This window comes from Dickeya sp. CFBP 2040 (assembly GCF_012273755.1).
In the GTDB taxonomy this organism is placed as follows: domain Bacteria; phylum Pseudomonadota; class Gammaproteobacteria; order Enterobacterales; family Enterobacteriaceae; genus Dickeya; species Dickeya poaceiphila.
Map to the genome: position 1 here is coordinate 48,804 of NZ_JAAVXH010000103.1, position 16,380 is coordinate 65,183.

The window sequence follows — 16,380 nt, forward strand, 5'->3', positions numbered from 1 at the left end:
ATTGATGTGAGAGTGTAGTCTCTAACTTAGTGGCTAATCACAACCTGTGCAATAGTCTCCCCGCCCTGTAATGGCACCACTTGTAATACCCCTTGATCAAACAAACCATAACTGGCGGGATAGCCACCTTTAGGCAGGCTGACGGAACCGGGATTGAAGCAAAAAATATCATCACGCCGCTCAGCCACCGGTAGATGTGTGTGGCCGAATACCAGTACATCATCGGTATGCAGCGGCGGTCGTTTTTCCGGGTGATAGAGATGCCCATGGGTCAAAAATAAGCGGTTTTTAGGCAATAACACCTGTTGCCAGGGAGCAGTAATCGGAAACTGCAACAGCATCTGGTCTACTTCGCTGTCACAATTTCCCCGCACCGCCACAATCTGTGAGGCGTAGCGGTTCAGTAAACTCGCCACATCTGCCGGCTGGTAACGATCCGGCAGCGGATTACGGGGACCATGGTTAAGAAAATCGCCCAGCAGAATCAGCCAGTCGGCGCCGCTGTGTTCAAAGCGGTCCAGCAGCGTTTCAGTGGCCGACAGTGAGCCATGCAGGTCAGACGCAAACATCAGTTTCATGGTTCTATCCCGATGCGTGAACATATTCAGTCTCGCTATAGTACCAAAAACCCATGTCATCACAGGCCAAAATTATTGACTTATCAGCCTTTCCGGTCAGTTTCTCCCCGCAGCGGATAGCTGTATGAAAGGAAAAGAATAGCCATAACGGTTATTTATGTTTTATGCGTGAAAGTGCTAGGCTTTTGCCTGCCAACTGTTTTTCAGAGTCGTCAGTCCCCCGGCCAACGACTCCCTCAATGGAGAGATGATTCATGATTGACGTGTATTACGCCCCTACCCCTAATGGTCACAAAATCACCCTGTTTCTGGAAGAAGCACAGTTACCCTATCAACTGCACAAGGTAGATATCAGCGCCGGCGATCAGTTCAAACCCGCATTCCTGGCAATATCTCCCAATAATAAGATTCCTGCCATTGTGGATAAGCAACCCGCAGACCAGGGCGCACCGCTTAGCTTGTTCGAATCCGGTGCCATTTTGCTCTATCTGGCGGAAAAAACCGGCAAACTATTGAGTACCGATGTGCGGGAGCGTGCCGCTACCCTGCAATGGCTATTCTGGCAGGTATCAGGATTTGGTCCGATGTTGGGACAAAACCACCATTTCAACCACTATGCCTCCCAGCCAGTGCCTTATGCCATTGAGCGCTACCAGAAAGAAACTGAGCGACTGTACGGCGTGCTGAACCAACAACTGCACGACCATGTCTGGCTGGCGGGTAATGAGTACAGTATCGCTGACATCGCCACTTACCCTTGGGTCGTTTCTCACGAACGCCAGCGTATCTCTCTTGACGACTTCCCGGCAGTGAAAAGCTGGTTTGAGCGTATTGGTGAACGCCCGGCTACACAGCGCGCCTACCAACTCGTCGCTCATGTCTAACAAGGCGAACTACCACGTCCGATTCACCGGGCGTGGTTTTCTTATGCTGTCGGCGCTCATCCAGCCGCACTATGCTGTTTTCCTCTAAAAAGTGCTTGTTCTGCTGATAAAAACTCCCTGAGATGTGGTTAATATCACCAGCAAAAACAGATGAATCATCTATGCTGAAACCAGAGTGGATAAAGGCGATTCCAGCGGGTACAGCACCGTTGCCCGGCTCAAGGGAATAACCCGACATAGCGAAGCGAGGCCAGCTTATGAAACTACTGATCACCGGGGGAACCGGCCTTATTGGGCGTCATTTGATTGCACGTTTGTTGTCTCTGTCACATCAGGTAACTGTGGTGACCCGCTCGGTTGAGCGCGCGCGACGGCTGTGGGGCGACCAGGTTAATTACTGGCGCGGACTGGAGGATCAGACCTCGCTGGACGGCTTCGATGGCGTCATCAATCTCGCGGGTGAGCCGATTGCCGACAAGCGTTGGACCAAAGCCCAAAAAGCGCGCCTGTGTCAGAGCCGCTGGGATATCACTCGCCAACTCACACAACTGATTCGCCGCAGCCACACTCCACCTTCAGTATTTTTGTCAGGCTCGGCGGTTGGCTATTACGGTGATCAAGGTCAAGCGCTGGTGACCGAAGATGAAACGCCCCACAATGACTTTACCCATGAACTCTGCGCTCGCTGGGAAGCGCTGGCGCTGGAAGCGGAAAGTGATCAAACCCGCGTCTGCCTGATGCGTACCGGCGTGGTGCTTTCTACGGAAGGTGGCGCGCTGGCAAAAATGCTGCCGATTTTCCGGTTGGGATTGGGCGGCCCAATCGGCTCCGGTAAGCAATACCTGCCATGGATTCACATTGACGACATGACCAACGCGATTTTGTATCTGTTGGATAGCCCGATTCTGAGCGGTCCTTTCAACATGGTATCGCCCTACCCGGTGCGTAACGAGACATTCTCCGCCATGCTGGCAAACGTGTTAGATCGCCCAGGCTTTGTGCGTACGCCCAGTTGGGCGCTCAGGATACTGATGGGCGAAGCGGCGACGCTGCTGCTGGGTGGGCAACGAGCCATTCCGCAACGACTGGAGAAAGCCGGATTTGGCTTTCGCTTCTTTGAACTGGAAGAGGCACTTAACGATTTATTGCATCCCCGCGCCAGTTGAACGGGTTCATCCGGCGCGGGAAGGCATGGCAGTACAAAAATTACTTCAGCGCGCCGGACAGGAACTGCTGTAAACGTGGGCTTTGCGGGTTGCCGAACACCGCCTCAGGCGGCCCTTCCTCTTCCACCAGTCCTTGATGCAAAAAGATCACATGGCTGGAGACATGGCGGGCAAATTCCATTTCATGCGTCACTACCACCATGGTTTTCCCCTCTTCCGCCAGTTGCTGCATGATACGCAGCACTTCGCCTACCAGTTCCGGGTCCAACGCTGAGGTTGGCTCATCAAACAGCAACACATCAGGCTCCATCGCCAGCGCACGAGCGATGGACACACGCTGCTGTTGACCGCCAGACAAATCAGACGGGTATTTCTCCTGCGATGCACCGGTGATCCCCACCTTGTTCAGGTAGAATTCAGCGCGCTTACGCGCTTCTGCTTTGCTCAACCCCAACACCTGTACCGGCGCTTCCATCACGTTTTCCAACGCAGTCATGAAGCTCCACAGGTTGAAATGCTGGAACACCATCGTCAGTCGGGTGCGCAGCAGTTGTAACTGCTTCTTGTCAAACACCTTGAGCTGGCCATCCTTGTCTCGCACCATGTGAATCTCCTGTCCATTCACATGGATAGAGCCTTCACAGGGTTTTTCCAGGAAGTTGATACATCGCAACAAGGTGCTTTTACCCGATCCCGATGATCCGATAATAGAAATAACGTCCCCGGCTTTAGCCTGTAATGAAATGCCTTTGAGCACTTCATGCTGACCATAACGCTTACGTAATTCCGTCACCATCAGCTTATTATTCTGCATTCTTTGTCTGTTCCTGCACTATTTTAATGGGATGAACGGGTGTGAAGATGCCGTAACCAGCGGCGTTCTGCCTTTCTGAACAACGAAATCAGCACGAACGATACCGCCAGATACATCACGCCTGCGATGCCAAAGGCGTAGAACGGTTTGTAAGTGGCGGCGTTAATGTCACGCGCCACTTTCAGCAAATCCGGCACCGTGACGGTAAAGGCCAGTGCGGTGGAATGCAGCATCAGGATAACTTCATTGCTGTAGGCGGGTAACGCGATGCGCAATGCACCCGGCAAAATGATGCAGCGGTACTGCTTAAAGCGTGAAAAACCGTAGGCGCGCGCCGCTTCAATTTCACCATGCGGCACTGAACGGATGGCACCAGCGAAGATTTCAGTCGTATAAGCGCAGGTATTAAGCGCCAGCGACAGAATGGCGCAGTTCAGGCCGCTGCGAAAAAATGCGTTCAACACATCGGTGCCGCGTACAATTTCCAGACTGTACACGCCGGAATAAAACACCAGCAGTTGCACGTAGAGTGGCGTGCCGCGAAACACATAGGTAAAAACCCACACCGGCAGCCAGTAGCGCCGACGCGGCGACACGCGGGCTACCGCCAGCGGAATCGCCATCAACCCACCAATAACCACCGAGACAATCAGCAGCCACAGCGTCATCGCCAGCCCAGTGAGACGATAACCGTCGCTCCACAGCAAGGCCTGCCAATATTGTTGTAAAATCTCACTCATAATTTACTTTCCGGACTCCCTGCGAGTAGCGTTTTTCCAGCCACCACAGCACCCCATTGGAAAGGGTGGTAAAAACCAGATACAGCACACCGGCGACAATAGCGAAAAAGAACGGATGATGCGTTCCCTTTCCAGCCAGTTGGGTGGCTTTGATCACATCACTCAGCCCCAGCAACGACACCAATGCGGTCGCTTTGAGAATCACCTGCCAGTTGTTGCCGATGCCCGGCAGAGCAAAACGCATCATGGATGGAAACATAATGCGGCGAAACACCTTCATCGGCGTAAAGCCAAACGCCACCGCAGCCTCAATCTGGCCGCGCGGCACCGCCAGATAAGCACCACGAAACGTTTCGGTAAAGTAAGCGCCGTAGATAAATCCCAGCGTAATGATCCCTGCGGTCAGTGGATCAATATCGATCTGATCCATACCCAGCGATTCGGTGGCGCTGTTGAGCGCCATCTGCAAACCATAAAAAATCAGCAGCATCAGAACCAGATCCGGCACACCGCGAATCAGGGTGGTATAACCAGAAAAACAGCCAGACAGCACTCGGTTGGACGACAGCTTCGCCGCCGCCCCCACCAGACCAATCAGCAGCGACAACACCAGCGAACACAACGCCAGCTGCAACGTCATGCGTGCACCATCCAGGATTAATTCGGAATAGCCATAAAGCATTACATCAGTCCGTTCAGAAAAGACACACCACTGCCGGCACAATGCAGGCAGTGGTTAATCAGGAAGGCTTAATCACCGTATACGTTGAAGTCAAAGTACTTCTTCGCCAGTTTGTCGTACGTGCCGTCCTGACGCATAGCGGCAAAGGCTTTATCCAGCGCGGCTTTCAGTTCAGTTTCGTTCTTGCGTAACCCCATACCGGTGCCCACGCCGAACAGTTTGTCGTCTTTCACCGCCGGACCGGCAAATGCATAATCTTTACCGGCATCCTGTTTCAGGAAGCCTTCACTGCCTGCCACTTCATCCTGAAAGGCCGTATCGATACGACCAGCGGTCAGGTCGGCATAGATCAGGTCCTGATTCTGGTAGGTCACCACATCCACGCCTTTCGGCTGCCAATACTGGTTAGCGTAAGCCTCCTGGGTAGATGCCTGCAGCACGCCGACACGTTTACCCTTCAGTACATCCAGCGTCGGCAGAATCGGCGAGCCTTTTTTAGCAATCAGACGGGCATTGGCCGCATACAGTTTCTCGGTAAACGCAATTTCCTGCTGACGTTTTTCGGTAATCGACAGAGAAGAGATAATGGCATCGATTTTTTTCGCTTTCAGCGACGGAATCAACGCGTCGAAATCGCTCTCGACGAAGGTGCAATTAGCCTGAATGCGTTTGCACAACTCATTTGCCAAATCAATATCAAATCCAACCAGTTGACCGCTGGCGTCTTTGGATTCGAACGGTGCATAGGTCGGGTCAGTACCAATTTTGATATTTTTAGGAACCTCGGCGAGGGCACTGCCTGCTGCGAATACCAGTGCAAGGGGCAAAAGTTTCAACATTTTTTTCATTGCGTTACCCTTATTTTATGATTGTGTATGCCTAAGTGATTTATGAAATCCGACTACGAATTATTGTGATTACGTCTGTCTGCCATGTACGTCAATATGATACTAGTTGTCAAACTAAAGCAAATTTTATGCCATAAAAAATATGCAACCCCACATAAAATCAGTCGCCGTGATCATGTCAGTCAAATCAATATAATCAATGAATTATGTCAACCTGTGCTATAGAGGAGAGTAACGCCACGACGCCGATCTGGATTGCCTGCACAATAATAGTGCGTACTCATGCACCACGAAAAACACAATGATTCATGATAGTGCAACCCACCCTTCCATCGCCAAACACCCGGTAACGCTACAGCATGGCTTGTTATTACAAATGAGGTGGTTACGCACCTTGCCAGCGCGTAAAAAGATCCTGAGGTAATTCAATATCAAACTGATCGAGCACCCGATTAACGGTTTGATCGATGATATCTTGCACAGTTTGTGGGCGATGATAAAACGCGGGTACCGGCGGCATGATAACCGCCCCCATTTCAGCCACGGCATTCATTAATCGCAGATGACCGAGGTGTAGCGGCGTTTCACGCACGCACAATACCAGCGGACGGCGCTCTTTCAGCACCACATCCGCCGCACGAGTCAACAAACTGTCAGTATAACTATGCGTAATGCCGGATAATGTCTTGATGGAGCAAGGAAGAATCGCCATCCCTGCCGTCTTGAACGAGCCAGAGGAAATGTTGGCGGCAATATCGCGGCAGTCATGCACCACATCAGCCAGCGACTGCACATCGCGCACGGTCAGATCGGTTTCCAGCGCCAGCGTTTGCCGGGCTGCGGAACTCATTACCAGATGAGTTTCAACCCCGCTAATCGGCTGCAGCACCTGCAACAACCTCACCCCATATATCACGCCGCTGGCGCCGGAAATACCGACAATCAGTCGCTTCATGTTCACCTCGCGGACCCACCGCCCAGAGGCGGTAAAAATACGTGCGCTGACTTTGCCGCATCACCAAAAGATTGGCAAGAATAACAGCGACAAAAAAGGGAGCCTGCGCTCCCTTTTTGATAACACCCGATAACCGATTATCACCCTTCGTTATGTAACTCAAGATCTTCGACTTCATTCTGGCTGCGCAGTGCTTTGGCGTCGTCATTACGCAGCGCTTCCAGATAATCCAGATAGTCCTGATTCACATCTTTGGTGACATAAACGCCGTTAAAAACCGAACATTCAAACTGAATGATTTCCGGGTTATCTTCACGCACTGCGTCGATCAAATCATCCAAATCCTGGAAAATCAGCGCATCAGCGCCGATTATCTTACGAATTTCTTCCACTTCCCGGCCATGAGCGATCAGCTCATTAACGCTCGGCATATCGATGCCATACACATTCGGAAAACGGATTTCCGGTGCCGCAGAGGCCAGATAGACCCGACGAGCGCCAGCTTCACGCGCCATCTCGACAATCTGTTGAGAAGTGGTACCGCGTACGATGGAGTCATCTACCAGCAATACATTTTTGCCGCGAAATTCCGCCCGGTTGGCATTCAGTTTACGACGCACGGATTTGATGCGGGTCTGCTGACCCGGCATGATAAACGTACGACCGACATAGCGGTTCTTCACAAAACCCTGTCGGTACGGCTTGTTGATAATACGGGCGATTTCCAGCGCGATATCGCAGGAGGTTTCTGGAATCGGAATCACAACGTCGATGTCCAGCTCTTCCCACTGACGGGCGATCTTCTCGCCCAGTTTCTGCCCCATACGCACGCGAGCGCTGTAGACCGAAATCTTGTCAATAAAGGAGTCAGGGCGGGCGAAATACACATACTCGAACAGGCACGGATGACTTTTCGGGTTTTCCGCGCACTGGCGGGTAAACAATTGACCATTTTCGGTAATGTATACCGCTTCGCCCGGTGCCACATCACGCAGGAATTCAAAGCCCAGCGTATCCAACGCCACGCTTTCCGACGCCACGATATATTCGTTACGCCCATCTTCCCGTTCGCGCTTACCGAGCACCAGTGGGCGAATGCCGTTCGGGTCGCGGAAAGCCACCATGCCGTGGCCGATAATCATGCCAATACACGCATACGCGCCACGGATCAACTGATGCACTGCCGCCACCGCCGCAAAAATGTTATCCGCTTCCAGCGGATAGTGCTGAAAACGGTCCAGCTCTTTGGCAAATACGTTCAGCAGGATTTCAGAATCGGAGGTGGTATTAACGTGACGACGACCTTCTTCAAACAGCTTTTGACGCAGTTCATGGGCGTTGGTCAGGTTACCGTTATGCGCCAGCGTGATCCCAAATGGAGAGTTGACGTAAAAAGGCTGGGCTTCTGAAGCACTGGAACTGCCCGCAGTGGGATAACGTACGTGGCCGATCCCCATGTTGCCCTGCAACCGTTGCATGTGCCGGGCTTCAAATACATCTTTCACCAGGCCATTTGCTTTGCGCAGGCGAAAGCAGTTGGCGTCATTAATGGTGACGATGCCTGCGGCATCCTGCCCACGGTGCTGCAACACCGTTAACGCGTCATAAATCGACTGGTTGACCGGTGTAAAACCGGCGATACCGACAATACCGCACATGTGGTCTTTTCCTCATCAGCGCTACCGCGGCTAGAGGTGCCGCGGCAAGAAACTCGACGTGCTTTGCAGGTAGTCAAAAAACCACCTGATGATATAACTGAACTGCGGGATTAACTGGGACTGCTTCCAGTCAGCACTCTGTGAAAAACCGGTGAAGGCATCCAGAAAAAACAACACGGCAGAGACAATCAGCACACCGCGTAATGCACCAAAGCAAATGCCCAGTACCCGGTCAGTGCCTGACAATCCGGTGCGTTCAACCAACGAACCGATCACATAATTGACGATAGCACCCACAATCAACGTTGCAATAAACAGAATGGCAATGGCGATACCGTTGCGCACCAGTTCATCATTAAACCGCGTGAAATAGACCGCAAGATAGACATAGTAGTGACTGGCGATAAAGAACGCCGCCCCCCAGGTCACCAGTGACAGCGCTTCACGCACAAACCCCCGGATGAGACTGACCAGAGCCGAGAATCCGATAATACCGATAATGACGTAATCAACCCAAACCATGAACCATCCTAATAATGAACGATGACAATCATAGCGCCGGTCATCCTGTTCGCGGCGCATTCTAACAGAAAAAGAAAACGTTTGCGTAGCGTATTTCCCGCCGATTTTTTCTATAAGCAAAGAAATAAAAAAAACCTTTCTTCGCCATACGAATAGCGCTCCCTTGTCTGCCACTCGCAGCGAGTAAAGGCTGTATTGATTCGCCTCACAAAACACAAGGGGCAAGGTCGCTGCGCTCCCCCACCCCCAAATTTTACTTACTGATTGCAAACCGACTCAGCGCGCACTGTATGCCCGAACCTGCCCGCTCAATCCACTGAGCTGTTGCAATTCACCCAGCGCCGATTGCAGTTTCTGTTTCGAGGCATCCGGCCCAACGTAAATGCGGGTAATCTGCCCCGCGACCGGCGACGACGGTACGGTATAAGCCCGATATCCGGAAAGACGCAACTTAGCGACAACCTCATTGACCTTATCGGCATTCTTCAGCGCACCCAGTTGCACCACAAAGGCCTGGCCTGCTGGCGCCTGCTCCGAAACCGTAGGTTTATTTTCAGTTGGCTTGTTTTCCGGCACACGGGGTTCCGGTTTGGCTTGCGCCGTGCGGGTATCAGCTGGCTTTTCAACCGACTTACTCTCCACCGCCTTACCCTCAGCCACTTTGCTCTCTGTTACTTTCGCTTCGGGCTTGGGGCGAGTTTCCAGTTTAGTATCCGGCTTTTTGATTTCAGGTTTCGCCGGCTGCGCCTTCATTGCGGGCGGCGCTAACTGCTGTACCGGCTGGCGTGGCTCTGCCACCAGCGGTGCCGGCGCTGCGCTAATCGTCGGGCGGGAAGACGACGGCGCAGATGCCCCACGACTACCAGGCACAGGGACAACGTTCGGCTCTTCCGCCGTCTCTGCACCAGACTCACTTTTGTTCTGCAACGCTGCTTCAGCGCCCTCAGGCGGTTGGGCAGGCAGCGACTGATTGACAGGCGGCATCGACTCCGCCTCCAGCGTATCGCCCGGTCTGGGAACCAGCGGGATGGCGGCAAAATCATCTTCATAATGCTTTTTTTTGCCATCCAGCAGCCCAGGGAGCACGATCACGCCCAGCGCTACCAATACAACCGTTCCCACCAGGCGATTCTGAAACTTACTCGCCATGCGTTCCGCTCCCGTCCAACGCTTCCATCACATGCGCGACAGTATGGAAAGAACCACAAACAATCACCACATCATTTTCTCCGGCATCCTGCATCGCCTGTCGCCAGGCTGTCGCCACATCGGGATGCCGGGTACTGTGCGCCAGATGCCCGGCCAGTTGTTCAACGCTCGCACCGCGCGGCCCTTCCAGTGGTGCGCAATACCACACATCCACCTGCGGCTTAAGATGCGCCAGCGTACCGGGAATGTCTTTATCCGCCAACATGCCAATCACCGCCCGTACCTGTCCGGCGTGCGGTAAATCAGCCAGTCGTGCCGCCAGATAGGCCGCCGCATGAGGATTATGGGCGACATCCAGAATCAACAACGGTTTTTCGCTCACAATCTGGAAACGCCCCGGCAATTGCGCCTGACATAATCCCTGACGGATAACGTCAGCCGTCAACGCGATATCAGAAGTGTGCAACGCGGCCAGCGCGGTGGCCGCATTAGCCAGCGGAACGGTGGGGATGGGCAAGGCGTCATAAGCAACCTCGCCGCATTGCCAACGCCAGCCATTATCCTGCACTGAAAACTGCCAGTCAGCCCCGTGCCGAAACAGGCGCGCGCCCTTTTCCTGCGCTACGGCGGCAATCGAAGCCGGCATGTCCGGTTCACCGACCACTGCCGGGCAGTTGGCGCGAAAAATACCTGCCTTTTCCCGACCGATACTTTCCCGATCATTACCCAGCCAGTCGGTGTGATCCAGCGCAATGCTGGTTACCACCGCGACATCGGCAGCCACGATATTGGTAGCATCCAGACGCCCACCCAGCCCGACTTCCAGTATCACGACATCCAACTGCGCCTGTTTAAACAGCCACAGCGCCGCCAGCGTACCGAATTCAAAATAGGTCAGCGAAGTGCCGTTACGGCCAGCTTCAATCGCGGCAAAGGCTTCGGCATGGCGGGATTCCGGTAACTCACGGCCCTGAATACGTACCCGCTCGGTGTAACGCAGCAAATGTGGCGAACTGTACACACCAACACGTAACCCGGCAGCGCTCAGAATGGATTCCAGCGTACAGCAGGTCGTGCCTTTGCCGTTGGTTCCCGCCACGGTAAATACGCGAGGAGCGGGTTGTTGTAGCTGCAGACGTTCCGCGACATCCCGGATGCGATCGAGGCCCAGATCAATGGCCTGACTGTGCAGATGTTCAAGATAGTGAAGCCACGTGGCCAAAGGCGACGTGGCTTGAGGTGTTCGAAGATTGTCCATGAGTCCCGTTCACTGACTTACGGTTGATTGCTGACGGGAACACGGCAACAACGCCGCCCTGCTCCCGGTTCATCATTGATTAGGCTTCACTCTGTGGTTCAGGCGGCCGCACGACGGCGGTTTCCTGCGGTTCCGGACGGTTAGTCAACCGGGACAGGATGCTGGCCAGTTTATAGCGCATGTCTGCACGACGGACGATCATGTCGATAGCGCCTTTTTCCAGCAGGAACTCACTACGCTGGAAACCCGGCGGCAGTTTTTCACGAACCGTCTGCTCAATCACGCGCGGACCGGCAAAACCGATCAACGCTTTTGGCTCGGCGATATTCAGGTCGCCCAACATCGCCAGACTGGCGGATACACCGCCCATGGTCGGATCAGTCAGCACTGAAATATACGGTAAGCCGCGTTCGCGCATTTTGGCCAGCGCGGCACTGGTTTTCGCCATCTGCATCAGCGACATCAGCGCTTCCTGCATACGCGCGCCGCCACTGGCGGAGAAGCACACCAACGGGCAGTTGTCTTCCAACGCCTGCTCGACGGCACGGACAAAGCGCGCACCAACGACAGATGCCATGGAACCACCCATGAAGGAGAACTCGAACGAAGCCGCAACCACCGGCATGTCGTACAACGTCCCTTTCATCACCACCAGCGCATCTTTTTCGTCAGACTGCTTCTGTGCTGAAACGATACGGTCCTTGTACTTTTTAGAGTCTCTGAATTTCAGGACATCTTTGGGTTCCAGTTCACTGCCCAGCTCCACCATGCCTTCCTTGTCTAGAAACGCATGGAGACGAGCCCTGGCGGACAACCGCATGTGATGATCACATTTCGGACACACTTCCAGATTACGTTCCAGCTCGGCACGGTAAAGCACCTGACCGCAACTGTCACATTTGGTCCAGACACCCTCAGGAATATTCGCCTTACGGGTTGGTGTGACATTACTTTTATTGAGAATTCGTTCAATCCAGCTCATTGATAACCTTTCTGCTTGAACCTGGCACAAGCCAGTACGCTGTACACGTTACCCCATCCCTGGCAACGCCGCCGATAAAGCGATACCTCATCCCGGCACAACGGGGCAAGACATTGGCATTCAGGCGTGTTCATACGAACACAGCCGTAAATGCTGCTCATTAAACCATAACGATCCGGGCGTGTGGATAAAAAACTGGTCAAACCGGATGTTAAAATAATTTTCCACTTATTTCATATTTTGCCGCGTTATGGCGCGTTTATGCCGCCAGAACTCGATCAACCCCGGCAGAATGGAGATGAAGATGATCGCTACAATCAATAATTTCAGGTTCTCCTGCACCACTGGCAGATCGCCAAACCAGTAACCGGCATAGGTGAACAATAACACCCACACCAGCGCCCCGGTTACGTTGTACAGGGCGAACTCTCGATAACGCATGTGCCCCATCCCCGCGACAAAGGGCGCAAATGTTCTCACAATCGGCACAAAGCGCGCCAGAATTATTGTCTTGCCGCCGTGGCGTTCATAAAACGCGTGGGTACGGTCCAGATAGCTGCGCCGAAAAATACGCGAGTGGGGATTGCGAAACAATTTCTCGCCGAACAGTCGGCCAATGGTGTAATTCACCGCATCGCCCAGCACCGCTGCGACCACCATCAACGCCACCATGGTGTGGACGTTCAGGTCATTGGTCGGCAGCGAAGCCAACGCACCTGCAACAAACAACAACGAGTCGCCGGGCAGGAATGGCGTGACGACCAACCCCGTTTCGCAAAACAGAATCAGGAACAAAATCGCGTAGATCCATACGCCGTACTGTGCCACCAACTCGGCCAGATGCACATCAATGTGCAGGATAAAATCAATCATAAACCGTACAAAATCCAGCATAATCGCGTCCTTATCCAGTTCAATGCCGACTTCACCGTTTATAGACGGCGCGCCGGTTACCTTTTATGACATTACCTTATCTATAAGATCGCCTTATATATAACATCGCCTTATCTATGACATCGCCTCATCCGGCAGAAACAGCGGTCCCATCGACGCGCAGGGAATACCGAAATCCTGCGGATAATCCACAGCAACCAGGTACAACCCATCGGCCTTTGCCGTCGCGGCAGCCAAGGTACGATCTTTCGCCGCCAGCAATTCGCCCATCCAGTTTTCCGGCTGGTTACCGCACCCAATCTCCATCAGGCTGCCAACGATATTGCGCACCATGTGATGGACAAACGCGTTGGCTTTGATATCCACGACCACGTAATCCCCCTGGCGCGTTACCCGCAGGTGCATCAGGTTACGCCACGGCGTGCGAGACTGACATTGCACCGCCCGAAATGAGGTAAAGTCGTTCTCACCCAGCAGGCACTGACCGGCACGGTGCATACGCTCGGCATCCAGCGGCAGATAATAATGCGTCACCCCCTGCGACAAGATAGCCGGGCGGAAACGCCGGTTATAAATCACGTAGCGATAACGACGGGCTGTGGCGCTGAAACGAGCATGAAACGCCTCATCCACCGTTTTGACCCAACGCACTGCGATATCCGGCGGCAAGTTGGCGTTCACCCCCATGGTCCAGGCGGCGTCTTTGCGCACCGCATGAGTAGTGAAATGCACCACCTGCCCGGTAGCATGTACCCCGGCGTCGGTACGACCGGCGCAAAACACGTCGATCCGTTCGTTCGCCACCTGAGACAACGCCGCCTCCAGGCAACCCTGAACGCTGTCTACCTCAGCCTGACGCTGCCAGCCGTAATAACGACTACCGTCATATTCGATCCCCAGGGCAATTTTCAGCGGCGCCTCGTCACCCGCGTGCTGCAACGCCGTCATTACCCCAGGTACTCCTCAATCAGCCGTTCAGCGGTTTCTATCGCCATCAACGCACCGCCGAAGCGGATGTTGTCGGCCACAGACCAGAACTGCAGCAGTTCTGGGATACCGTAATCGTTACGCAGACAACCGATATTCAGTTGCACATTGCCGGAAGCATCTTCCACCTGCGTTGGGTAGTCCTCTTCTTCGCTCAGCACCACATCACTTGCCTGCGCCAGCACGTCGCGGGCCTCATCGGCAGACAGCGGACGCAGCGCCTCCAGATGCACCACCTGCGCGTGACCGTAAAATACCGGCGACTGCACGCAACTGACCGAAATCGGCAGACCGTCATCCTGTAGCACCTTACGTACCTGATCCACCAGCCGACGTTCCTCGCGCACGCTGCCTTCGCTATCCGCCAGCAGCGGCAGCAAATTGAACGCCAGTTGTTTCGGGAACAGGCCGGGTTCAGCCGGAATGCCATTGAGCAAACGCGCACTTTGACCGGCCAAATCATCCACCGCCGCCTTGCCGTAAGCCGATACCGACAGCAGGTTGCTGACATGCAGACGCGACAGCCCAGCCTGTTCGGTGAGCGGTTTGATAGCCGTGAGTAACTGGCTGGTGAGACTGTCCGCCACCGCCACGATATTGCGGTTGCGGTAATCCGCCAGCACGTGCGGATTAACGCCCGGCACCACCAGCGGCACGTCCGGCTCCAGCGCAAACACGCCGCTGCTGTCAATCACCAGACACCCGGCGTTGGCTGCCGTTTCCGCATAGTGAGCGCTGGTTTCCATACCCGCTACGAAAAAGGCCAGTTGTACCTGCGACCAGTCGAAATCCGCAGCGTCTTCCAGGCGCAGCGAGCGACCATTAAAACGTAAACTCTCGCCGACGCTGTTTTCACTCGCCAGCGCATAGAGTTCACCCACGGGAAACTCACGCTCCTGCAACAGCTCCAGCAATGCGGTGCCGACGGCGCCGGTCGCACCCAGCAACGCGATATTCCAGCCATTGGACATGTGATCGTTCTCCCCAACAATAATGAATAAAACACACCGGACGATGGTTACATCGCCCGGATTAATCTGATTTTGATACAGGAAATGAGTGATCGTTAACCGACGCAGTGAAACCAAGCCGGTTCAACTGCCCGGCGCTCTCCTGATCGGCACAGACGACATGCAGCGATGACCACTCGCGCCGTTCCTGATAGCACTTGCGTAACCGGTCAAATTCGCCGGGTACGTGCGCAACCTGACGCAATAAGGCGTCATCGCGGCGCACATCATACACCAGATGCACCAGCCGTTTGAGCTGATGCTCATCCAGCGGCACTGTCAGCGTCACTTCGGCCAGCTCCGGCACCGGCAGCAACGACGACAAAGCGACCTGCTGCGGCTGACCGATAAAACGGCTCCAGGCTTCAAACACCTGAGTGGTGCCGCGCGCCTTACCTTCCAGGGTATAACCAGCGATGTGGGCAGTGCCGATGTCAACCAGTTCGAGCAGCTCAACAGACAGCGCCGGCTCCGGCTCCCACACATCCAGCACCACGCTGATGTTTTTGCCGCCTTGCAACGCGGCCAGCAAGGCGGCGTTATCCACTACCGGGCCGCGACAGGCGTTGATCAGAATCGTGCCGTCTTTCAGACGCGCCAGCAGCGCGGCATCTACGCTATGCCAGGTGGCATAAGGCCCGTCTTTCAACAGCGGGGTATGAAAGGTCAGCACATCAGCCTGCTCCACCAGCTCGTCCAGCGACAGGAACGGCTCACGGTCTCCGCGGTCCGCCCGCGGCGGGTCGCACAGCAGCGTGCGTACGCCCAGCGCCTTTAACCGATCATTGAGGCGAGAACCCACGTTACCTACCCCAACGATACCAACGGTACGGTCCGCCAACGCAAAACCATCGCGTTCCGCCAGCATTAACAGGGCGGAGAACACATACTCCACCACCGCAATGGCATTGCAGCCGGGTGCCGCGGAAAAGGCGATCCCCTGCTGACGCAGGAAGGCTTCATCGACATGATCGGTGCCTGCTGTTGCCGTACCGACAAATTTCACCGTTTTGCCGGTCAACAGTTCGGCGTTCACTTTCGTGACTGAACGCACCATCAGGGCATCCGCCCCGTTCAGGGCATCCGTCGGAATTGGCCGTCCCGGCACCGCCGTTACCTCGCCCAGACGGCTGAACAGCGCCTGAGCGTAAGGCATATTTTCATCAACTAGGATTTTCACGTTGGCTTTCCTGATAGACCGCCGACGACACCCACGCCGCCGCGATAAAACGAAGGGCATTATTCTGCCACAA

General features: G+C 54.3%; 17 protein-coding genes. 2 read left to right on the top strand and 15 right to left on the bottom strand.

The genetic code is table 11. The features are described from left to right. Positions 1 to 26: 26 nt before the first annotated feature. Positions 27 to 578, bottom strand: a complete 552-nt coding sequence (yfcE, locus tag Dpoa2040_RS16390) for a phosphodiesterase (RefSeq protein WP_042871773.1) — start codon at positions 576 to 578, stop codon at positions 27 to 29. Positions 579 to 832: 254 nt separating this feature from the next. On the opposite strand from yfcE, the gene yfcG reads away from it, so the two are divergent. Both yfcG and Dpoa2040_RS16400 read left to right on the top strand, forming a co-directional pair. Beyond that, complete coding sequence (gene yfcG, locus Dpoa2040_RS16395; RefSeq protein WP_168641932.1) at positions 833 to 1,462, top strand: GSH-dependent disulfide bond oxidoreductase; 630 nt, start codon at positions 833 to 835, stop codon at positions 1,460 to 1,462. 257 nt (positions 1,463 to 1,719) lie between these two features. Then, complete coding sequence (locus tag Dpoa2040_RS16400; protein ID WP_168641933.1) at positions 1,720 to 2,628, top strand: TIGR01777 family oxidoreductase; 909 nt, start codon at positions 1,720 to 1,722, stop codon at positions 2,626 to 2,628. A gap of 40 nt (positions 2,629 to 2,668) precedes the next feature. Here Dpoa2040_RS16400 and hisP read toward each other — a convergent pair whose 3' ends face one another. The 14 genes from hisP to pdxB all read right to left on the bottom strand — a co-directional run bounded on the left by hisP (position 2,669) and on the right by pdxB (position 16,307). Continuing rightward, positions 2,669 to 3,442, bottom strand: coding sequence for a histidine ABC transporter ATP-binding protein HisP (gene hisP / locus Dpoa2040_RS16405; protein WP_038919652.1), 774 nt, complete (start codon positions 3,440 to 3,442; stop codon positions 2,669 to 2,671). Between the two features lie 23 nt (positions 3,443 to 3,465). Beyond that, a complete protein-coding gene (locus Dpoa2040_RS16410; RefSeq protein ID WP_168641934.1) occupies positions 3,466 to 4,182 on the bottom strand; it encodes an ABC transporter permease in 717 nt (238 codons plus the stop codon). Then, complete coding sequence (locus Dpoa2040_RS16415) at positions 4,175 to 4,864, bottom strand: histidine ABC transporter permease HisQ (RefSeq protein ID WP_042871783.1); 690 nt, start codon at positions 4,862 to 4,864, stop codon at positions 4,175 to 4,177. Before Dpoa2040_RS16415 ends, Dpoa2040_RS16410 begins: the two co-directional genes overlap by 8 nt. 68 nt (positions 4,865 to 4,932) lie before the next feature. Continuing rightward, the gene (gene argT, locus Dpoa2040_RS16420; RefSeq protein WP_168641935.1) at positions 4,933 to 5,712 is read right to left on the bottom strand and encodes a lysine/arginine/ornithine ABC transporter substrate-binding protein ArgT; all 780 of its coding nucleotides are present in this window, start codon (positions 5,710 to 5,712) and stop codon (positions 4,933 to 4,935) included. Between the two features lie 385 nt (positions 5,713 to 6,097). Then, on the bottom strand, positions 6,098 to 6,667 hold the full coding sequence (locus tag Dpoa2040_RS16425) for a UbiX family flavin prenyltransferase (RefSeq protein ID WP_042871787.1): 570 nt from the start codon (positions 6,665 to 6,667) through the stop codon (positions 6,098 to 6,100). 140 nt (positions 6,668 to 6,807) lie between these two features. Next, on the bottom strand, positions 6,808 to 8,325 hold the full coding sequence (gene purF, locus Dpoa2040_RS16430; protein ID WP_168641936.1) for an amidophosphoribosyltransferase: 1,518 nt from the start codon (positions 8,323 to 8,325) through the stop codon (positions 6,808 to 6,810). 30 nt (positions 8,326 to 8,355) lie between these two features. Continuing rightward, positions 8,356 to 8,847 carry a colicin V production protein gene (gene cvpA / locus Dpoa2040_RS16435; RefSeq protein ID WP_168641937.1) on the bottom strand — a complete coding sequence of 164 codons (492 nt, stop codon included), beginning with the start codon at positions 8,845 to 8,847 and terminating at the stop codon, positions 8,356 to 8,358. 276 nt (positions 8,848 to 9,123) lie between these two features. Further along, entirely contained in the window at positions 9,124 to 9,996 is an 873-nt protein-coding gene (gene dedD, locus Dpoa2040_RS16440; protein WP_168641938.1) for a cell division protein DedD, read from the bottom strand. Continuing rightward, positions 9,986 to 11,254 carry a bifunctional tetrahydrofolate synthase/dihydrofolate synthase gene (folC, locus tag Dpoa2040_RS16445; RefSeq protein ID WP_168641939.1) on the bottom strand — a complete coding sequence of 423 codons (1,269 nt, stop codon included), beginning with the start codon at positions 11,252 to 11,254 and terminating at the stop codon, positions 9,986 to 9,988. The genes dedD and folC overlap by 11 nt, the downstream gene beginning before the upstream one ends. Before the next feature lie 79 nt (positions 11,255 to 11,333). Next, complete coding sequence (gene accD, locus Dpoa2040_RS16450) at positions 11,334 to 12,236, bottom strand: acetyl-CoA carboxylase, carboxyltransferase subunit beta (protein WP_042871796.1); 903 nt, start codon at positions 12,234 to 12,236, stop codon at positions 11,334 to 11,336. 228 nt (positions 12,237 to 12,464) lie between these two features. Next, positions 12,465 to 13,130 (bottom strand): DedA family protein, encoded by a 666-nt coding sequence (locus Dpoa2040_RS16455; protein ID WP_371810664.1) that lies wholly within the window; start codon positions 13,128 to 13,130, stop codon positions 12,465 to 12,467. Between the two features lie 114 nt (positions 13,131 to 13,244). Next, a complete protein-coding gene (gene truA, locus Dpoa2040_RS16460; RefSeq protein WP_168641940.1) occupies positions 13,245 to 14,078 on the bottom strand; it encodes a tRNA pseudouridine(38-40) synthase TruA in 834 nt (277 codons plus the stop codon). Next, on the bottom strand, positions 14,078 to 15,088 hold the full coding sequence (locus Dpoa2040_RS16465) for an aspartate-semialdehyde dehydrogenase (protein WP_168641941.1): 1,011 nt from the start codon (positions 15,086 to 15,088) through the stop codon (positions 14,078 to 14,080). The genes truA and Dpoa2040_RS16465 overlap by 1 nt, the downstream gene beginning before the upstream one ends. Before the next feature lie 61 nt (positions 15,089 to 15,149). Beyond that, entirely contained in the window at positions 15,150 to 16,307 is a 1,158-nt protein-coding gene (gene pdxB / locus Dpoa2040_RS16470; RefSeq protein ID WP_168641942.1) for a 4-phosphoerythronate dehydrogenase PdxB, read from the bottom strand. Positions 16,308 to 16,380: the final 73 nt, after the last annotated feature.

Excerpts from the sequence above, each read along its gene's own strand:
- yfcE (WP_042871773.1), bottom strand. The coding sequence starts at position 578 with ATGAAACTGATGTTTGCGTCTGACCTGCATGGCTCACTGTCGGCCACT.
- yfcG (WP_168641932.1), top strand. The coding sequence starts at position 833 with ATGATTGACGTGTATTACGCCCCTACCCCTAATGGTCACAAAATCACC.
- Dpoa2040_RS16400 (WP_168641933.1), top strand. The coding sequence starts at position 1,720 with ATGAAACTACTGATCACCGGGGGAACCGGCCTTATTGGGCGTCATTTG.
- hisP (WP_038919652.1), bottom strand. The coding sequence starts at position 3,442 with ATGCAGAATAATAAGCTGATGGTGACGGAATTACGTAAGCGTTATGGT.
- Dpoa2040_RS16410 (WP_168641934.1), bottom strand. The coding sequence starts at position 4,182 with ATGAGTGAGATTTTACAACAATATTGGCAGGCCTTGCTGTGGAGCGAC.
- Dpoa2040_RS16415 (WP_042871783.1), bottom strand. The coding sequence starts at position 4,864 with ATGCTTTATGGCTATTCCGAATTAATCCTGGATGGTGCACGCATGACG.
- argT (WP_168641935.1), bottom strand. The coding sequence starts at position 5,712 with ATGAAAAAAATGTTGAAACTTTTGCCCCTTGCACTGGTATTCGCAGCA.
- Dpoa2040_RS16425 (WP_042871787.1), bottom strand. The coding sequence starts at position 6,667 with ATGAAGCGACTGATTGTCGGTATTTCCGGCGCCAGCGGCGTGATATAT.
- purF (WP_168641936.1), bottom strand. The coding sequence starts at position 8,325 with ATGTGCGGTATTGTCGGTATCGCCGGTTTTACACCGGTCAACCAGTCG.
- cvpA (WP_168641937.1), bottom strand. The coding sequence starts at position 8,847 with ATGGTTTGGGTTGATTACGTCATTATCGGTATTATCGGATTCTCGGCT.
- dedD (WP_168641938.1), bottom strand. The coding sequence starts at position 9,996 with ATGGCGAGTAAGTTTCAGAATCGCCTGGTGGGAACGGTTGTATTGGTA.
- folC (WP_168641939.1), bottom strand. The coding sequence starts at position 11,254 with ATGGACAATCTTCGAACACCTCAAGCCACGTCGCCTTTGGCCACGTGG.
- accD (WP_042871796.1), bottom strand. The coding sequence starts at position 12,236 with ATGAGCTGGATTGAACGAATTCTCAATAAAAGTAATGTCACACCAACC.
- Dpoa2040_RS16455 (WP_371810664.1), bottom strand. The coding sequence starts at position 13,130 with ATGCTGGATTTTGTACGGTTTATGATTGATTTTATCCTGCACATTGAT.
- truA (WP_168641940.1), bottom strand. The coding sequence starts at position 14,078 with ATGACGGCGTTGCAGCACGCGGGTGACGAGGCGCCGCTGAAAATTGCC.
- Dpoa2040_RS16465 (WP_168641941.1), bottom strand. The coding sequence starts at position 15,088 with ATGTCCAATGGCTGGAATATCGCGTTGCTGGGTGCGACCGGCGCCGTC.